This is a genomic window from Microbacterium sp. Bi98, assembly GCF_918698045.1.
GTDB lineage: Bacteria > Actinomycetota > Actinomycetes > Actinomycetales > Microbacteriaceae > Microbacterium.
This window is the reverse complement of record NZ_CAKKLK010000008.1, coordinates 128,107-145,894: the sequence shown is the minus strand read 5'-3', so window position 1 is coordinate 145,894 and position 17,788 is coordinate 128,107. Positions and strand designations below refer to the sequence as shown.

The window sequence follows — 17,788 nt, the reverse complement described above, 5'->3', positions numbered from 1 at the left end:
CCCCGCACGGCCGGTCTTTCGGGTTACGCCTGTGCTGCGGCCTTGCGACGGCTGCGGATGGCGAGCAGGACCGCTCCACCGAGCAGCATGACGCCGCCGGCGAGGAACAGGGTCGTGCCGGTGCCACCGGTCAGCGGCAGGGTGAAGCCGGCGTTCGAGGGAACGTTGACGACCTCGAGGTCGACGCCCACAGCCGAGGTGGCGGCGGTGACGGTGAACTCGATCGGAGCTGCGAGCAGCTCGAATCCGTCGGGTGCGACGATCTCAGCGAGCCAGTACGACTGGTAGCCGTCTTCGCCCACGGCGACGGTGGCGTTGTCAGCCCAGTCGGAGTAGCGCAGACCCGAGATGGTCACGGTGCCGTCAGCGGCGACCGCGAACTCGGTCGAACCGGCGAGAGCGATGGCGTTGGTGCCGTCGATCGCGTCCTGCTGGGTCGGGTACACCGAGAACACAGCGCCGGTGAGCGGTGCGCCGGCCTTGTCGGTCTTCTCGACCGTGATGTCGCCCCACTTGGTGATGACCTCGGGGGTGACGGTGGGTCCGCCGGGCTCGCCCGGTGCGACCGTGTACGAACCGGCGTTCGGGTAGAGCACTGCCGTGTTGGCGATCTCGCCGACCGTGTTGACCTCGGCGGTGATGACGACCTGAACCTCGGTGGCGGGGTGAGCCGCGAGAACTGCGCGACCCGCGGCGGTGAACTCGACCGTGACCGCGTTGGTGGCGGCGTCGTGGACGACCGTGTAGTCACCCGCAGCGAGCGGGGTCCCGTCGACGAGCGTCACAGCGGCGCTCACGTAGTCGAGCTTGGCGTCGAGCGTGTCGACGATCTTGTAGCCGTCGATGACTGCGACGTTGGGGATGCCTGCCGTGATCGTGAAGTCGATCTCGTCGCCGAGCTTGATGTCGGCCGAGTCCTCGACGGTCTTGGTCGCCTCGGTGAGGGCGTTCTTCGGGTAGACGTGCACGTCGTACAGCCACGTGCTGTCATCGGCCGGGTCCGTCAGCGGGACCGTCACGAGGAACGGGGCCACGCCGGTGGAGCCAGCGAGCGGAGCGGTCTCCACCACGAAGTAGAGGCCGAGGTCGAGGTTCGCCAGGGCGATCTCACCGTTCGCGTCGGTCAGGGTCTGACCGCCGATCGCGCTGGCCGTGTATCCGGCAGCCGTGATGTCAGCGACGCTGTCGGGGTTCAGGTCGGCGAGATCGTTCGCGTCGACCCAGCCCTGGTTGCTCGTCAGGTCGATCGTGTCGACCTTGTAGACCGTGAAGCCCACGCCCGGCAGCGGTGCCAGTGCGACGTTCTGCTCGGTGCCGTCGTTCGGCAGGCCGGTGGGCGTCTCGGGTGCCTCGAACTTGTGGATCGTCAGCGAACCGACGGCGTCCGGGTCGACGAGGTTGGGCGTCGCGGCGCTTGCAGGCGCTGCGAGGGTCAGCGCGGCGACGCCTGCGACGAGCAGACCTGCCGCGACGCGGGATCCGCGTCCGTTGTTGGGAGTGTTCACTGTGTCTCTCTCTAGGTGGCCAGGTCGCCCTGGTGGGTTGCAGATGGTGGATTGTGAGAAGTGCAGATCAGATCTGCGGGTCTGTGGTGTCGGCACGTGTGTTGCGTCGGCGGACCCAGAGGGCCAGCCCGCCCGCGCCGAGCACGGTCAGGGAACCGGCGAGGATGTAGGGCAGTGCGCCCGTCCCTCCGGTGGTCGGAAGGGTCAGCGCCGGCACGTCGCGCACCGTGATGATCTGACCGGTGGAGGTCACCGCCTGATCGCCGCCTGCGGTGATGCTCACCGTGCGGTCCGGGTTGATGACGAACTTCACGGGAGCGGCGAGCAGGCTGAACCCGTCGGGTGCCGTCAGCTCGCTCAACCAGTACGTACCGGCCGGGATGCTGTCGATCTGGAACAGACCGGTCTCGACCCCGTTGATGGTGAAGGGAAGCGCCGTGCCCGGCTGCCCGTTCGCGTCTGCGAGCACCGCGAACGAGGAGCCGTCCATGCGCACCCAGGTGTTCGCTGCGGCTTCGCCGACCTTCTCGATCTTCAGCGGGATGCGGAACGGCTCGACGGGGGTCTCGGTGCTGTCGTTGTTCGAGCGCACCGGACCGCCCTTGGGGTCGGTTCCCGTGGAGTAGGCCGTGTTGATGACCTTCTTCGCGTCGACGTCTGCCTGGCCTATGACGTACGGCGCATTCGCGGCGCTCGTCGAGATCTGGGTCGGCGCGATCGTCGTGGGCGTGCAGGTGACGGTGATGTTGCGCTGCGTCAGGCGGTCATCGACCACGGTGATGTTCGCGACCGTGATGTTTCCGGTGTTGGTGACGGTGAACGCGTACATGATGTGGTCGCCGAGCCCGGTCACGCCGTCCTGATCGATGTCCACGACCGAGGCGGTCTTGTCGAGCACGAGAGCGGGCGTCCAGGTGGCGGGGATGATCTCGTCATCGGTGTCCGTGACGTTCGGTCCGACCGCCGGCGTTCCAGTGGCCCGTGCGACGTTCGTCAGCGGAGCGCTGTCGAGGTCCGCCTGCTGCACCACGTAGGTGGCCGTGCACGTCATCTTGGCGCCACTGGCGAGTGTGGATCCCTGAATCGGTGTGCAGGACAGCGTCGTCATGTCGCCCGCACCCGAGAACGTGTCCTCGGTGATCCGCACGTTCGTGAGGTTCGTGTTGAGCGTCGTGTTCGTCGCGGCCTTGGGGGTCGTGTTGGTCGCCACGAAGCTGTAGGTGATGACGTCGCCGACCTTCGAGTACACCTTGTCGGGATCGGTGTCGCTCGTCACGGCGACGCCGTTCACGGCGGTGATGCTCTTGACGATGTCGATCGACGGCTGGATGACCTCCAGCGACGCGTTGGCCGGCGGGTTCAGGTTCGTCGTGATGTTGGCGGGACCGTTGATGTAGGTGCCGTTCACCGTCGAGGTGACATCGACCGTGATCGTGCACGATGCCTGTCCGAGGGCGAGGTCGCCGCCGGTGACCGACACCGAGGTTCCGCCGGCCGGCGCCGTGACCACGTAAGCCGCACCGGTGCGCTGCGTGCAGGTGCCGCCCACGTTCGGCGCCGCCGCGATCTTGAGGTTCGTCGGCAGCGCGTCGGTGATGGTCCAGTCGCTCTTGGCCATCAGGTCGGTCGTGTTCGTGACGGTCAGCGTCATCTTCGAGGTCGAGCCGTTGGTGATCACGGTCGGGCTGAACGCCTTGTCGAGCTGCGGGGTCACATCGACGATCTGCGGCAGATCGAAGGCGACGTCGTTGCCCGCGCCGGTGGCCGTCGCGTTGTAGAGCATCAGACCGAGGTTCGCCGTGGTTCCGACCGGCACCTGGTATGCCGCGGACTGCAGCTTCGCGATCTGCGTCTCCCAGACCGTGTTGTTCGTGCAGGGGTTGAGTCCCGTGCTGAGCACGATCGGGGTGCCGTTCACGAGGAGGCTGAAGGTCTCCTTGGGCTGGTTCGCTCCGCCGGCTGCGGGACAGTTGACCGCAGCGAAGTATGCGGAGACCGCGTAGTAGTGACCGCCGATGGCCGGGATGGTGTTGACCGTGCGGAACTGCGTGCCCGCGGCGATCGCTCCGTTCGTCGCATTCGTGTACGACGTCAGCACCTGGTTGGTCGCGGCCTGCGTCGTCGTCTGGCCCTGCGCGACTCCGAGTGCACGAGCCATCTGCTGCAGCGTCGTCCACGTCGTGCTGACGTTGTTCAGGCAGCCCAGGTCAGTGACGGGCGCCGTCGGAGTCGCACCGCTCATGATCCAGCCGTTGCACTGGTTGCCGGCCGGGGTGTACTGCGTCGAAGCCGTGTACGTCGAGTTCGCGGCTGCCGCACCGCCGACGTAGGTGGTGATCGACCGTGCGGCGAGTGCTGCGCTCTGATTCGAGAAGTCCTCGGTGTACACCGGAGTACCCGGCTGAGGCGTTCCCGGTGTGCCGGGCACCGTCGCCGCGGCTGTGATTCCACTGTTGGGGGCGAGCGTCGCTCCGGCGACGAGCACGCCGGCGATGGCGAGCACGCCGAGCAGCCGCGTGATCGCCCGTCGGCGAGGCGCGACTGCGGAGCGTAATGACCGCTCCGTCGTGCGGTGGTGCGAGCGAATGCTCATGAATGTCCCAATCCCGGCATGCCCTCGGCCCGCCGGATACGGCGGAGCGCGAGAGGCGGATGCCTGTCCCCGAAAGTCGTGTGTGTCCCCAGTGCGAGACAGGAAGCAGAAGCCGCCCGTCACATACCCAGACCCCGGCGCGGACTTTTTATGACGGGCGAGGGAGAAAACTTTTCGGGGGGGCTCTTCGGGCTGCCCTAAGCTCGCACCATGTTCAGCGCCGAGACCCTCGCGACCTTCGTCGTGGCCGCGTTCGTCATGGTCGTGATCCCCGGACCGACAGTGCTGTTCACGATCGGCCGGGCGATGGCCCTGGGGAGACTGGGCGGGTTCCTCAGCATCCTGGGCACGGCGCTCGGCTCGATCCTGCTCGTCATCGCCGTCGCTTTGGGCGTCGGCACCGTCGTGGCGCAGTCGATCGTGCTGTTCACGATCGTGAAGGTGCTGGGCGCCGGCTACCTCGTCTTCCTCGGCGTCCAGGCCATCCGGCATCGAAAAGATGCCGCGGCCACGGTGACAGGACCTGTGGCACGGCGATCAGGCGTGCGTCTGCTCGGTGAGGGGTTCGTCGTCGGGGTCACCAACCCCAAGTCGATCGCCTTCTTCCTGGCGATCCTTCCTCAGTTCGTCGACCTGCACGCAGGGTCGGTGCCGATGCAGCTCTTCGTGCTCGGCACGATCGTCGTCGCGATCGGAGTGGCCTGCGATGCGATCTGGGTGCTGCTGGCGAGCGCCGCGCGCGAATGGTTCGGACGCTCTCCGCGACGCATCGAGGCGATGGGCGCCACCGGCGGCCTGCTCATGATCGGGCTCGGCGCGTTCCTCCTGCTGTGGAACGACAAGCCTGCGAACGCCTGAGGCCGAGACTCACATACGCGCGAAGCGGGCGCGGACCATCGAGAAGACGCCGTAGATCGCGAGTCCGACCCCGACGAGCCAGAGGATCGCTCGGCCCAGCGGCAGGTCGACGAGGCTCCGCAGAGCCGCGTCGAGACCAGCGGCCTTCTGCGGATCCTGCGTCCACGCGGCCACCACGAAGAGCGCACCGGTGACCGCGATCGCGATTCCCTTGGCGATGTAACCGGCGACCCCGAGGGCGATGATCCCGGGCCGCGACGGGCCCGTCGGGACATCCATCGTCTTCTCGAAGCCCCGAGTGAATCCGATGACGATGAATCCGATGCCGACACCCGCGACGGTCAGACCGAGGAGGATGAGCGCCACGATGCCACCCGGCGCCGAGAGCACGACGGCGCTGAGCGCCCGAGAGGTGTCTTCGGATTCGACGTGCCCGCCGAAGGCGAAGATCAGGGCCAAGCCGGCGATCACGAGGTACGCGCCCGCGATGCCGATCAGCTTGATCCTCATCCCCCACTTCCTGGTCTCCTTGCCGCCGGTGAGGAGACCGCTGGCGACCTGCCAGACCGCGAGCGCGATCAGGGCCACCGCGATCACGCCGAGGACCAGCCCGCCGACGGGAGTCGAGCGGATCTGCTCCATCGCGCCGTCCTGATCGGCGTCTCCGCCGCCGCCGCTGGCGATCGACACGGCGATCGCCCCGATGATGATGTGCACGAGGCCGATCACCACGAATCCCGCCCGCGCCACGCGCCGGAAGGCATCGGATCGCTGCGCCGTGCGCGCGGCACCCTTCGCTGAGGTCATCCGAGCAGGATATCTGTCGGCGCGAAGACGTCGGAGGGGGTTGCGTCGGTGCCGAGAGCCGCCCTCGTCAGGTCGCTCTCTCGACGGGTTGGCGCAGGATCGTCCGGAGCTTCGCCGGTTCGACCCGTCGGACATCGCTGAGGTAGATCTCGTGGTGCAGGCCCGTCATCGACAGGCCGTTCTCGGGGATGAATCGATGGTGCAGCCCGTCGAGCACCGGGGCCTCGTCGTCGTAGGAGCCGATATGGAGCGTCTGCACGCTGAGCCCTTCGTCGAGGGTCTCGAGACGCACGGAGCGGAGGGCGGGTGCAGGCTGCTTCTTCTTCGCCAGCTTTGCCTCGACCGTGTCGACCGCGTGGTCGAACATCTCCGGGGTGACGTGGTCGGGCACCATGATCAGGAGAGTCCACCGCCACGCCGATTTGTCGCGGCGCGATGTGAACGACTCCATGTCGGGCGCGTGCCACTGCCCCTCGAGCGGCATCACGACCGTGTCGATCCCGAGCTGCTCCCTGCTCGCGAACTTGAGCGCGTAGGCGATAGGGAAGAGTGCGGACACTGCCTCCTGGTATGCCTGGGCGGTGTTGGGATCGCCCGCCCCGTCGACCATCAGATACTGCATCGAGGGAACATCGAGGATGCGGAACTCCCCGTGCTTCGCCTGATAGGCGTCGAGGGTCTTCTTCGGGTCGAGCGCCATCGCGGGTCCTCTCACGGCGGAATCGGCATCCGTCCGTCGGCACAGTGTCGCACGGGCGACGGACGTCAGGGTGGTCGGCGCGCATCCGCGCCTACCACCCTGACGCGCTCAGGCGGGCTCGACCGCGAGCCACAGCTCGCAGGACGCGTGCGTCCCGGTGAACTCGAGATACCGGACGATCGAGGGCGCGGGCCGCAGCCGCCACGGATTCGACGGGAACCACTCCGTCGCCGTCGCCGCCCACAGTGTCTGCAGGGTCTCCGGGAACGGACCCGTGGCGGCGAAGACCGCCCAGGCGCCCGCCTCGACCCTCACGAGATCGAGATCGTCGGGCACCGAGGTGGTCGGCCGCACGGAGACTCCGTGCAGGTAGGTGAGCTCGGTGCCCTCCGGCGCATCCTGAGCGATGTCCCCCGTGATGGCCAGGATCCCCTCGGGCTGCGCATCGCTCAGCGCCTTGAGGCGAGCATGCTCCTCCGGGGCGATCGAGGAGATGTGCGCCTGGATGTGCGGATTGGTGCCCTCGTGGATGAGCGGCACTCGTGCGGCATGGCCGACGAGGACGAGCTCGGGGGTGGTGGTGATGGTGACGTGCATCGGGGTGCTCCCTTCGACGCTCAGGCGGAACCGAAGCGTGGGTTGTGTGCGGAGAGGACCCCCGTCTCGGCGCGCATCGACCGGGCTGATCCCGTGCACGGCGCGGAACGCGCGGCCGAACGCCTCGATCGAGCCGTACCCGTGTCGCACGGCGACGTCGAGCACGTTCGGGGCGCCGGCGGCGAGTTCTGCGCCGGCCAGCGTCATCCGCCGACGGCGGACGTATTCCGACAGCGGCATCCCCGCCAGAGCCGAGAACATCCGGCGCAGGTGGTACTCCGTCGTGCCGTGCACGCGAGCGAACCCGGCGACGTCGATCTCGTCGCCGGTGCCCGCCTCGACGAGATCGACCAGTGCGTTGAGCGTTCCGATCATGAGGTCCTCCTTTCCCCACCATCGTGCGGCCCGAGGGCGATCTGCGACCCGACTTTCCGTGTCGGATCCGATCGATCGCCTCTCGGAGGTCAGCTCCGCTCGCCCGGATCGGCGAGCAGGTCGGCGAATGCCAGCTCGGCCGCGCCGATCAGCAGCCTGTCGGCGCCGAGAGCGGCCGGGCGGATCTCGAGCGCCTCAGCGCTCTCCGACATCGCGAGCGCCGTCACATCGTCGACGATCTGATCCGCCCGCAGATCGGCGAGGGTGGCGAGGAATCCGCCCAGCACCACGAGAGCAGGATTGAGCACGTTCACGGCATTGGCCAGCGCGCTCGCGAGCACATGCGCCTGACGCGTGATCTCGGCGGCCACCACCGGCGAGTCGGATTCGGAGAGCTCGGCGGCGAGCGTCTCATCGTCGGCCGAGTCGAGGCCGACCGCATCGAGAAGCAGCCGGCGGCTCACCTCGGCCTCGAGCACACCGTCGCGAGTGCGGCGGTCGGCGTCTGCCGAGATCCGGGGTCTGTTCTGACCGAACTCCCCCGCGTACCCACCCGCCCCGGCGACCGGCCTCCCGTGGATGATCAGTCCGCCTCCGATACCCGACGCACCTCCGTTCAGGTAGACCACGTCGTCGATCCCCCGGCCGGCGCCGTAGCGGTGCTCGGCGATGGCTCCGAGCGTGGCGTCGTTGTCGACGAAGGCCGCAGACGCCGTCGCCGAACGGACGAGATCGGCGAGCGGCACATCGGTCCAGCCGAGATGAGGCGCATTGCGCACGACACCGTCGGATGTTCGCACGAGGCCGGGGACCGCGACACCGATCGCCGCGATCCGTGCCGCGGCGAGCGTCCCTTCGCGCCAGGCGGCGATGCGATCGGCGATCGTCGACACCACCGCATCCGGCGTCGGAACGGTCTCGTTCGGCAGGCGCTCGCGCAGGACGATGCTGCGGTCGAGGCCGATCGCAGCGATCTCGATCGCGTCGACCTCAGGGTTCACCGCGATGGCGACGACGCGAGCCGACGCCGTCACGACCGGTGAGGGACGCCCCACACGGCCGGGTACGTCGGGTATGCGCTCGTCGACGAGACCGCGTCTGACGAGCTCTGCGACGAGGTCGGCGATCGTCGAGCGGTTGAGCCCGGTCTGCTCGGTCAGCGCGGCTCTCGACTGCGCGCCGTTCTCGTGCACGAGCCGCAGAAGGAGGGCGAGGTTGTGCGGGCGGGTGCCCAGCGCGGGGCTCGGCTGCGTCGGCATCCCTTCACTGTAGGGGGTGGACGCACCTTCTGTCATGAGATATGTTGTGAATCACAACTTATTCGATGACCTGCACAGGAGCAGCCATGACCACCCCCACCCGTGACGACAAGTTCTCCTTCGGCCTGTGGACCGTCGGCTACAACGGCGCCGACCCGTTCGGCGGCCCCACGCGCCCGGCGCTCGACGTGGTGCACGCCGTCGAGAAGCTCGCCGAGCTCGGCGCGTACGGCCTGACCTTCCACGACGACGACCTGTTCGCCTTCGGCTCGACCGATGCCGAGCGCCAGACTCAGATCGACCGCCTGAAGGGTGCGCTCTCCGACACCGGCCTCGTCGTGCCGATGGTCACCACCAACCTCTTCAGCGCGCCGATCTTCAAGGACGGCGGTTTCACCTCGAACGACCGCGACGTGCGCCGCTACGCGCTCCGCAAGGTGTTCCGTCAGCTCGATCTCGGTGCCGAGCTCGGGGCCAAGACCTTCGTCATGTGGGGTGGCCGCGAGGGTGCCGAGTACGACTCCGCCAAGGACATCCGCCAGGCGCTCGAGCGCTACCGCGAGGCCGTCAACCTGCTCGGCGACTACGTCACCGACAAGGGCTACGACATCCGCTTCGCGATCGAGCCGAAGCCCAACGAGCCGCGCGGCGACATCCTGCTGCCGACGCTGGGCCACGCCATCGCCTTCATCGACTCGCTCGAGCGCCCTGAGCTCGTCGGCGTGAACCCCGAGGTCGGGCACGAGCAGATGGCAGGACTCAACTTCACCGCGGGCATCGCTCAGGCGCTGTTCCACGGCAAGCTCTTCCACATCGATCTCAACGGCCAGCGCGGCATCAAGTACGACCAGGACCTCGTCTTCGGACATGGCGACCTGCACAACGCCTTCTCGCTCGTCGATCTGCTCGAGAACGGCGGCCCCGGTGGAGTGCCCGCCTACGACGGCCCCCGTCACTTCGACTACAAGCCGAGCCGCACCGAAGACGAGAAGGGCGTGTGGGAGTCGGCCGCCGCGAACATGCGCACGTACCTGCTGCTCAAGGAGCGGGCGGCCGCATTCCGCGCCGACCCCGAGGTGCAGGAGGCGCTCGCCGCCGCCCGCGTCGACGAGCTCTCGACGCCGACCCTCAACCCCGGAGAGAGCTACGACGACTTCCTCGCCGATCGCTCGGCATACGAGGACTTCGACGCGAACTCGTACTTCGGCGGCAAGGGCTTCGGGTTCGTCCGGCTGCAGCAGCTCGCGACCGAGCACCTGCTCGGCGCTCGCTGATCGTCATGCCACTGGTTCTCGGGGTCGACTCGTCGACCCAGTCGTGCAAGGTCGTCGTCGTCGACACGTCGACCGGGGCGGTCGTCCGCTCCGGTCGCGCGTCGCACCCGGAGGGGACGTCGGTCGACCCCGAAGCCTGGTGGCAGGCGCTGAACGCCGCGATCGCGGAGGCGGGGTCGCTCGGCGACATCGCCGCGTGGTCGATCGGCGGGCAGCAGCACGGCCTCGTCGCGCTCGACGAGTCGGGCGCGGTGATCCGCGACGCGCTGCTGTGGAACGACACACGTTCCGCCGGTGCGGCGCAGGATCTGATCGGCGAGTTCGGTGCGTCCGAACTCGCCGACCGCACCGGCCTCGTGCCCGTCGCCTCGTTCACGATCACCAAGCTGCGCTGGCTGCGCGACCACGAACCGGACAACGCGGCACGGGTCGCCGCCGTCGCTCTGCCGCACGACTGGCTGACGTGGCGTCTACGCGGGTTCGGACCCGACAACCCCGTGCTCGACGAGCTGGTGACCGATCGGTCCGACGCCTCCGGCACCGGATACTGGAACCCGTCGACGGGCGACTATGACCGCGAGCTGCTGGTGGCGGCGCTCGGCCATGACGCGACCCTCCCCCGGGTGCTCGCCCACGACGAGTGGGTGACGGATGCCGACGACCGGCGCGTCGGTGCGGGAGCGGGTGACAACGCGGCCGCCGCGCTCGGACTCGGCGCCGTGCCGGGTGATGTGGTCGTGTCGATCGGCACCTCGGGCACGGTCTGCGCCATCAGCACCACTCCTCTGAGTGACCCGACCGGGACCGTCGCGGGCTTCGCCGATGCCTCGGGCAACTTCCTGCCTCTCGTCGCCACGCTCAACGCCGCGCGGGTGGTCGATGTGACCGCTGCGCTGCTCGGGGTCACGCACAGCGAGTTCAGCGACCTCGCGCTGCGGGCCGCCCCCGGCGCGGGCGGCCTCACTCTGCTCCCCTACTTCGAGGGCGAGCGCACCCCGAATCTGCCGGATGCCACGGCCTCCCTCTCGGGGATGACACTCGCCTCGACGACGAGGGAGAACCTCGCCCGCGCCGCCGTCGAGGGGATGCTCCGAGGACTCGGCGCCGGGCTCGATGCACTGCGCGATCTCGGCATCCCGCTCGAACGCGCCCTGCTGATCGGCGGCGGAGCGCAGTCGGAGGCCGTGCGTCGCATCGCGCCGGAGATCCTCGGCCTGCCGGTCGAGGTGCCCGAGCCCGGCGAGTACGTCGCGCTCGGCGCCGCCCGGCAGGCATCACAGCTCGTCGGCTGATCCCGCCGGAACGCACCCCGCGGGAACGCACCCCGTCGGGAGGAGATCTCCTTGTCGGGAGGACGAATTCGCCGCATCCGTCCTCCCGAAGCGCAGTTCTCCTCCCGAGCGGGCGACCGAACGACCGAGCACACGAGCGAGGCGGATGCCGTCAGCCGGCCAGCACCCTGGCGTCCCGCTGGGCGATGATGCTCAGCTCCGCCGCCGTGAAGGCGTGCGCCTGTGTCATCGCGTGCTCGGTGCGGTCGATGCAGTCGCGGATCAGCTCGCCGAAGAAGGGGAACCCCGTCTTCCCTGTCGCGTCGAAGCGGAACTGTCCGTCCTGATCGACGAGCAGCACCTGTCCGCCGCCGTTGTCGGTCGTGATGTCGGTGTACTTGCGCAATTCGATGTATCCGTCGGTGCCGAGCAGCACGGTGCGACCGTCGCCGAAGACGTCGAGCCCCGCCGGGGTGAACCAGTCGACGCGCACGTAGCCGGTGGTGCCGTTGTCGAGCACGACGTGGGCGTCTCCGAAGTCCTGCAGGCCCGGAGTGTCGGGGTGCGCGTAGTTGGCGACGGTCGAGCTCACGATCTCGCCGGTCGTCGCGCCCGTGTAGTACAGCATCTGCTCGAAGTTGTGACTGCCGATGTCGCAGATGATGCCGCCGTACTGCTCGGGGTCGTAGAACCAGTCGGGCCGCCCCGTGCCGATGCGATGGGGGCCGAATGACGCGACCTGCAGCACGGTGCCGATCGCGCCCCGATCGATCAGCTGGCCGGCGAGGATCGCGGCCTCGGAATGCACGCGCTCGCCGTAGTACACGGCGAACTTCCGCCCGGTGCGCTCGACGGCCTCTCGAGCGGCATCGAGGTCGTGCATCGTCGTGATGGCGGGTTTGTCGGCGAAGAAGTCCTTGCCCGCGTCGAGCACGCGCACGCCGAGTGGAGCCCGCCGATTCGCGATCGATGCACTGGCGACGAGCCGCACCTCCGAGTCGTCGAGCACCTCCCGCTCGCTCGCGGCGGCACGCGCCTGCGGGAAGCGTTCGAGGAAGTCGGCGATCTTCACCGGGTCCTCGTCGAAGACCAGCGAAAGGGTTGCGCCGGCCTCGATCAGCTGCTCGACCATGCCGACGATGTGACCGTGGTCCAGTCCGATCGCGGCGAAGACGAACTCGCCGGGTGCGACGACAGGTTCGGGGAGCGGATCGAAGGTGTAGGTGCGGGTCATCGCCGGGTCTCCTCGTGGTTCATGTCATAGGTGCGCAGGCGTCCGCACATGCCGAATCCGCGGTCTCCCCCCGAGGGTACGGCTTCGTGCACGCGAGCATCGGCCAGGTGCGCCACCGAACCGGATGCCACGGCATCGGCGAGCGCCACCGAGCGCTCGGCCTGAGCCAGCGGACCCTGGCGCACGAGGTCGCCCCACGCCTCGGCGCGGTGGCGTACGAGCACACCGGCGGCGGCATGGAACGCGCGGAGCGCGCCGTGATCCCCACCCGAGACGGCATCCCGCAGCGTCTCGAATCCCGTCACGGCGAGATCGCGTCGTCGGGCCGCTCGCTCGGCGCGTTCATCTGCATCGTCTCCGAGCGAGGCCGCCGCCGCATACGCGTCGGGGTCGCCCACGATCTCGGCGGGGAACGTCATCACCGCATCACCCGCCTCGGGGAGTCCGGCGTCGCTCATCAGCACGACGACCCGCAGGTCGCCGCCGTTCACGGCACGGTGGATGGTGCCAGGGGTGAACCAGACGACGGACCCCGACCTCAGCGGGGTCTCATGGAACCCGGCGGCGTCGATCGTCTGCAGGGCTCCCTCACCGGAGATCACGACATAGGCCTCGGTCGAGACGAGGTGCATGTGAGGGCTGCCGCCGCAGATGCCGTCCGGCGCGGCATCCGGGTAGACGTCGAGGTGCGACAGCGATGTGCCGCCGGGGAACGAGGATGCGGTCACGATGCCGCCTCCACGAGCGACGCGGTCTTCTCGAAGAAGTGCGGGGCGTTCGCCACCAGCTGTCCCGCCCGATAGTAGGGATCGGACGCCGTGATCGGCAGCGAGACGAACTGGCGCTCGAAGCCGGACTTGTAGATCGCGGTCACCACCTCGACCGCATCGCGGCCGTCCTGTCCGCCGGCGATCGGGACTCTCCCCTCACGGATCGCGCTGAGCAGGTCGCCGATCTGGCCCTCATGCCCGAGGTGGGCGAGCGGGGCGCGGCCGGCGACGAGCTCCTCGATGCGTGCGACGGCCTCGGGGTCTCCGCCGTCAGCGGGAAATCCGTCGCGTCGGGACTGCTCGGCGACGACGGAGAACGGCTGGGACACCCGGGCGTTCACCCCCTGGATCACGATCGCCTGCTCCTCCCCGTGGTGCACCACGGAGCTGGTCAGCTGCGCGAGCCCCCGTTCGTAGCGGAAGACGGCGACCGAGAGATCCTCGACTTCGGCGTTGTCGTGCTGCGCGTTGGCGAGCATGGCCGTGATCTCGGCCGGGCGTCCGAGCAGCCACAGCAGCAGGTCGATGTGGTGGATGGCGTGGTTCAGCGTGCAGCCGCCCCCCTCTTTCTCCCAAGTGCCGCGCCACCAGAGGTCGTAGTACGGCAGCCCACGCCACCACGCCGAGTCGACCCGGACGTGCGAGATCGATCCGAGCAGACCCGAGTCGACGACCTCCTTCAGCGCGGCGAGATCGTCGCGGAATCGGTTCTGCGCGACGACGGACAGCACACGGCCCGAGCGCTCCTGCGCGGCGAGCATCGCATCGCACTCCTCGAGGGACGGAGCCATGGGCTTCTCGACCAGCACGTGGATGCCGGCATCGAGCGCAGCGGTCGCGAGCGAGGCGTGCGTCGACGGCGGGGTCGCGATGCTCACCAGGTCGACGAGACCCGAGGCGATCATCGCGAGCGGATCATCGAACGTCGCCGCCCGCGTGAGCCCGAACGCCTCGGCCTTCTGCGCGGCCCGCCCGGGGATGACGTCGGCGAGCGCGGCGATCTCGCAGTCGCCCGCGAAGGCGAGGTATCCGCTGATGTGCGCGTCGGCGATCCCGCCGGTGCCGATGATGCCGATCCTGAGCATTCGCTGCCTCCCCGATGAGGTGTTACTACGTATTACTAAGACGTAGTAGATACTATCGAGACAGACACCCGCCACGTCAAGCCCGGAAAGGAGGATGCCGTGGAGAAACGCCCGACCAGCCACGACGTCGCCCACCTCGCCGGGGTCTCGCAGTCCACCGTCTCTTTCGTCTTCACCGGGCGGCCGGGGATCTCCGAGGCGACGCGCGAGCGGGTGCTTCGCGCAGCATCCGAGCTGAACTACCGACCCAACCTGGCCGCCCGGTCCATGCGCACCCAGCGCACCGGCCGCCTCGCCGTCGTCGTGCCGATCGCCACGATGAATCCGCTCACTCTGCTCTCCGGCGCGATCTCCGCCGCGCGCGAGGCAGGCTACGTCGTGGAGGTGGTGAGCCTGCCCGAGGAGGCGACCGCGCGCGATGATCGCCTCGCCGATCTCATCGGGTCGGGGCAGTACGAGGGCGTGCTCGCGTTCACGCCGCTGCCCGCCACCGACTCCCCCGCCGATGGCCCCGTCGTGCTCTCGGTCGGCGAGTTCGACGACGCGATGCACATGACCGGCGCTTTCACCGATTCCCGACCCATCACCGAGATGATCGAACGCCTCGCAGCACAGGGACATCGGAGATTCGTGCATCTGGCCGGCCCCGACGACTTCCCGTCGGCACGAGCCCGTCGCGCGGCCTACCTCGAAGCGATCGAGCGTCTCGGACTCGAGTCGCTCGGTGTGTTCGGAGAGGAATGGAGCGGCAGCGCCGGCGAGGCCGCCGTCGACAGGCTGCCCGCAGACGCACCGCCGCTCGCCGTGATCGCCGCCAACGACATGATCGCGACCGGAGCCATCCGAGCGGCGACACGACGCGGATGGACGCTGCCCGACGACGTCGCCGTCACGGGGTGGGACGATCACCCCCAGAGCGCGTTCCTCGTGCCGTCGCTGACGAGCGTGTCGCAGGACCGCGAGAGACTGGGTGCCTACTCGATGCACCGTCTGATCGCAGCCGTCCGCGGCGGCGATGAGCCGATGAAGCCCGACGGTCTGCTGACCGTCATCTGGCGCGAGTCGACCGATTCTCCCCACTGACCGCCGAGACCTGGAGGCGCACATGAAGATCCTGATCCCGAACACCATCGAGCTGCCGGTGACCGCAGACGTCGAGACCGTCGTCTACGACATCGACGCCGAGATTCCCGCCGAGCACCGTGACGCCGAAGCGCTCGTCGTCTGGCACAACTCCTCGTCGTGGCTCCGGGAAGCCGCCCGCGCACTGCCCCGCCTGCGTCTCGTCCAGGCCCTCGCCTCCGGCGCGGATGCGGTTCTCAACGCCGGGTTCGGCGCCGACGTGCGCATCTGCTCCGGTCGCTCACTGCATGACGGACCCGTCGCCGAGCATGCGCTGACCCTGATCCTGAGCGCCGTTCGACGTCTCGACCGGCTGCGCGACGCTCAGCGCGAGCACGTCTGGGACGAGGCGTTCAACGAGGAGCAGAGCGCCGCGCCCACTCGCGCGCTCTACACGCTGTCCGGCGCCCGCGTGACCATCTGGGGATTCGGTTCGATCGCCTCGACGCTCGCGCCGTTTCTCACCGCACTCGGCGCGGAGGTGCAGGGCATCGCCCGCACCGCCGGAGAGCGATCCGGGTATCGGGTGCACTCGGATGCCGATGCAGCCGCCGTGCTGGCTGACACCGACGTGCTCGTCTCGATCCTGCCCGCCACCGACGAGACCGCCGACCTGTTCGACGCCGAGCTCTTCCTCGCGCTCAAGCCGGGCGCGGTGTTCGTGAACGTCGGTCGCGGTGTGACCGTCGACGAGGCTGCGCTGATCGCGGCGCTGGAGTCGGGACAGCTGCGCGCCGCGGCGATCGATGTCGCGAAGTCCGAGCCGCTTCCGGCATCCGACGTGCTGTGGGACGCACCGAACCTGCTCATCACCCCTCACATCGCCGGCAACCGTCCGGTCGGAGCGGCACGCCTGGTCGACCAGAACGTGACCCGCCTCCTCGCGGGCGATGATCTCCTCAACCAGGTGCACCCCTAGGGTCTGGACACCGCGGGGCGAGCGGCGCATGCTGAGGGCATGACCGCCTTTCAGACCACACACGCGTTCAGCGGGTTCAGCGTCGACGACATCGACGCCGCCCGCTCCTTCTACGGCGACACCCTCGGCATGGACGTCACCACCAATGCCATGGGGTTCCTCGACATCAGCCTGCCCGACGGCGGATCGATCCTCGTCTACGGCAAGCCGAACCATGAGCCCGCGAGCTTCACGATCCTGAACTTCCCGGTGGACGACGTCGAAGCAGCCGTCGACGAGCTCAACGAGCGGGGCGTCGTGACCAAGATCTACGACGACTCGGAGTTCGCCACCGATGAGAAGGGCATCCTGCGAGGCGGTCCCGATCGAGGGCCCGACATCGCCTGGTTCACGGACCCCGCCGGCAACGTCCTCGCCGTGCTCGCCGCCGGCTGAGCGCCGCTCTCAGGCGAGGAGCGAGTCGAAGAGCTCGTTCACGGCCGGGTCGACTCGCTGCAGCTCGGGATGCGCGTCGTGCCAGTCGATGATCTCGCGCGCCGCGGTGTGCAGTGGCACGAGCGGGGCGAAGTCCGGCACGAGGCGGCGGACCTTGGTGTTGTCGAAGACGACGGAGTGCGCCATGTCACCCGTGAGCTGCCCGGCGCGGTCGGGTGCGGCATCCTCGATCGCCGCACTCGTGGCGTACCGGATCTTCGGCTCTGCTCCCGCCGCGCGACCGAGGATCGCGTAGATCTCGTTCCAGGTGTAGACGAAGTCGCTCGTGATCTGGAAGGTGTCGCCGTAGGCGAGCGGGTTGCCGAGCAGCCCCGCGAAGCCGACCGCGAAGTCGCTCGAGTGCGTGAGCGTCCACAGCGACGTGCCGTCGCCGTGGACGATGATCTCCTCACCCCGGCGGATGCGGTCGATCGCCGTCCACCCTCCGAACGCCGGGATCGTCCACTTGTCGTAGGTGTGCGAAGGCCGCAGCACCGTGACCGGGAATCCGCGATCCCGGTACGCGGCGGTCAGCAGGTCCTCGCAGGCGATCTTGTCGCGCGAGTACTGCCAGTACGGATTGCGCAGCGGTGTGGACTCGGTGATCGGAAGACGAGAGACCGGCTTCTGGTAGGCGGATGCCGAACTGATGAAGACGTACTGTCCCGTCCGGCCCTCGAAGCGGTCGATGTCCCGCTGCACCTGATCCGGCGTGAAGGCGATCATGTCGGCGACGACATCGAACTCACGACCGGCGAGGGCGGCGTCGACCGCTGCTGCATCCGACACATCCGCCGTCAGCACCTCGACGCCGTCAGCGGGCTCGCGCTGCGACTGTCCGCGATTCAGCAGAGTGACCTCCATCCCCCGGGACGCCGCGAGCGCACTCGCCGCCGAGGAGATGATTCCAGTTCCACCGATGAACAACACCGTCGTCGCAGTCAT

Annotated in this window: 16 protein-coding genes; 6 read left to right on the top strand and 10 right to left on the bottom strand. The window is 68.6% G+C overall.

Annotated features, from left to right (window positions below; translation table 11 throughout):
* Positions 1-23: 23 nt before the first annotated feature.
* Both LQZ85_RS13230 and LQZ85_RS13225 read right to left on the bottom strand, forming a co-directional pair.
* Positions 24-1,505 (bottom strand): SpaH/EbpB family LPXTG-anchored major pilin, encoded by a 1,482-nt coding sequence (locus LQZ85_RS13230; RefSeq protein ID WP_053098784.1) that lies wholly within the window; start codon positions 1,503-1,505, stop codon positions 24-26.
* A gap of 67 nt (positions 1,506-1,572) precedes the next feature.
* A complete protein-coding gene (locus LQZ85_RS13225) occupies positions 1,573-4,098 on the bottom strand; it encodes a SpaA isopeptide-forming pilin-related protein (protein WP_230100998.1) in 2,526 nt (841 codons plus the stop codon).
* Between the two features lie 210 nt (positions 4,099-4,308).
* On the opposite strand from LQZ85_RS13225, the gene LQZ85_RS13220 reads away from it, so the two are divergent.
* Positions 4,309-4,956, top strand: a complete 648-nt coding sequence (locus LQZ85_RS13220; protein ID WP_056276883.1) for a LysE family translocator — start codon at positions 4,309-4,311, stop codon at positions 4,954-4,956.
* A 9-nt stretch (positions 4,957-4,965) separates the two neighbouring features.
* On the opposite strand, the gene LQZ85_RS13215 is transcribed toward LQZ85_RS13220, so the two are convergent.
* The 4 genes from LQZ85_RS13215 to LQZ85_RS13200 form a co-directional block, all read right to left on the bottom strand.
* Complete coding sequence (locus tag LQZ85_RS13215) at positions 4,966-5,763, bottom strand: DUF1206 domain-containing protein (RefSeq protein WP_053098781.1); 798 nt, start codon at positions 5,761-5,763, stop codon at positions 4,966-4,968.
* A 67-nt stretch (positions 5,764-5,830) separates the two neighbouring features.
* A complete protein-coding gene (locus LQZ85_RS13210) occupies positions 5,831-6,463 on the bottom strand; it encodes a GyrI-like domain-containing protein (RefSeq protein WP_056276881.1) in 633 nt (210 codons plus the stop codon).
* 108 nt (positions 6,464-6,571) lie between these two features.
* Positions 6,572-7,435, bottom strand: a complete 864-nt coding sequence (locus tag LQZ85_RS13205) for an AraC family transcriptional regulator (RefSeq protein ID WP_230100997.1) — start codon at positions 7,433-7,435, stop codon at positions 6,572-6,574.
* An 89-nt stretch (positions 7,436-7,524) separates the two neighbouring features.
* Positions 7,525-8,694 (bottom strand): ROK family transcriptional regulator, encoded by a 1,170-nt coding sequence (locus LQZ85_RS13200; RefSeq protein ID WP_056276876.1) that lies wholly within the window; start codon positions 8,692-8,694, stop codon positions 7,525-7,527.
* 86 nt (positions 8,695-8,780) lie between these two features.
* Here LQZ85_RS13200 and xylA point away from each other — a divergent pair, with 86 nt between their 5' ends.
* Both xylA and xylB read left to right on the top strand, forming a co-directional pair.
* Positions 8,781-9,968 carry a xylose isomerase gene (gene xylA, locus LQZ85_RS13195; protein ID WP_056276871.1) on the top strand — a complete coding sequence of 396 codons (1,188 nt, stop codon included), beginning with the start codon at positions 8,781-8,783 and terminating at the stop codon, positions 9,966-9,968.
* Between the two features lie 5 nt (positions 9,969-9,973).
* On the top strand, positions 9,974-11,260 hold the full coding sequence (gene xylB, locus LQZ85_RS13190; protein WP_056276869.1) for a xylulokinase: 1,287 nt from the start codon (positions 9,974-9,976) through the stop codon (positions 11,258-11,260).
* A gap of 151 nt (positions 11,261-11,411) precedes the next feature.
* Here the strand turns inward: xylB and LQZ85_RS13185 are convergent, their stop codons facing one another.
* From LQZ85_RS13185 to LQZ85_RS13175, 3 genes are read right to left on the bottom strand one after another with little or no spacing between them, the layout of a single operon-like run.
* Complete coding sequence (locus LQZ85_RS13185; protein ID WP_056276867.1) at positions 11,412-12,473, bottom strand: Gfo/Idh/MocA family oxidoreductase; 1,062 nt, start codon at positions 12,471-12,473, stop codon at positions 11,412-11,414.
* A complete protein-coding gene (locus LQZ85_RS13180) occupies positions 12,470-13,201 on the bottom strand; it encodes a cupin domain-containing protein (protein ID WP_157538080.1) in 732 nt (243 codons plus the stop codon). Before LQZ85_RS13180 ends, LQZ85_RS13185 begins: the two co-directional genes overlap by 4 nt.
* Positions 13,198-14,328, bottom strand: a complete 1,131-nt coding sequence (locus LQZ85_RS13175; protein WP_056276862.1) for a Gfo/Idh/MocA family oxidoreductase — start codon at positions 14,326-14,328, stop codon at positions 13,198-13,200. Before LQZ85_RS13175 ends, LQZ85_RS13180 begins: the two co-directional genes overlap by 4 nt.
* 99 nt (positions 14,329-14,427) lie before the next feature.
* On the opposite strand from LQZ85_RS13175, the gene LQZ85_RS13170 reads away from it, so the two are divergent.
* The 3 genes from LQZ85_RS13170 to LQZ85_RS13160 are packed head-to-tail and all read left to right on the top strand — an operon-like array spanning position 14,428 to position 16,804.
* Positions 14,428-15,411 (top strand): LacI family DNA-binding transcriptional regulator, encoded by a 984-nt coding sequence (locus tag LQZ85_RS13170; RefSeq protein ID WP_056276859.1) that lies wholly within the window; start codon positions 14,428-14,430, stop codon positions 15,409-15,411.
* Positions 15,412-15,433: 22 nt separating this feature from the next.
* Complete coding sequence (locus tag LQZ85_RS13165) at positions 15,434-16,369, top strand: NAD(P)-dependent oxidoreductase (RefSeq protein WP_056276856.1); 936 nt, start codon at positions 15,434-15,436, stop codon at positions 16,367-16,369.
* Between the two features lie 39 nt (positions 16,370-16,408).
* Complete coding sequence (locus LQZ85_RS13160; protein WP_053098770.1) at positions 16,409-16,804, top strand: VOC family protein; 396 nt, start codon at positions 16,409-16,411, stop codon at positions 16,802-16,804.
* 9 nt (positions 16,805-16,813) lie between these two features.
* Here LQZ85_RS13160 and LQZ85_RS13155 read toward each other — a convergent pair whose 3' ends face one another.
* Positions 16,814-17,788, bottom strand: a complete 975-nt coding sequence (locus LQZ85_RS13155; RefSeq protein ID WP_056276854.1) for an NAD-dependent epimerase/dehydratase family protein — start codon at positions 17,786-17,788, stop codon at positions 16,814-16,816.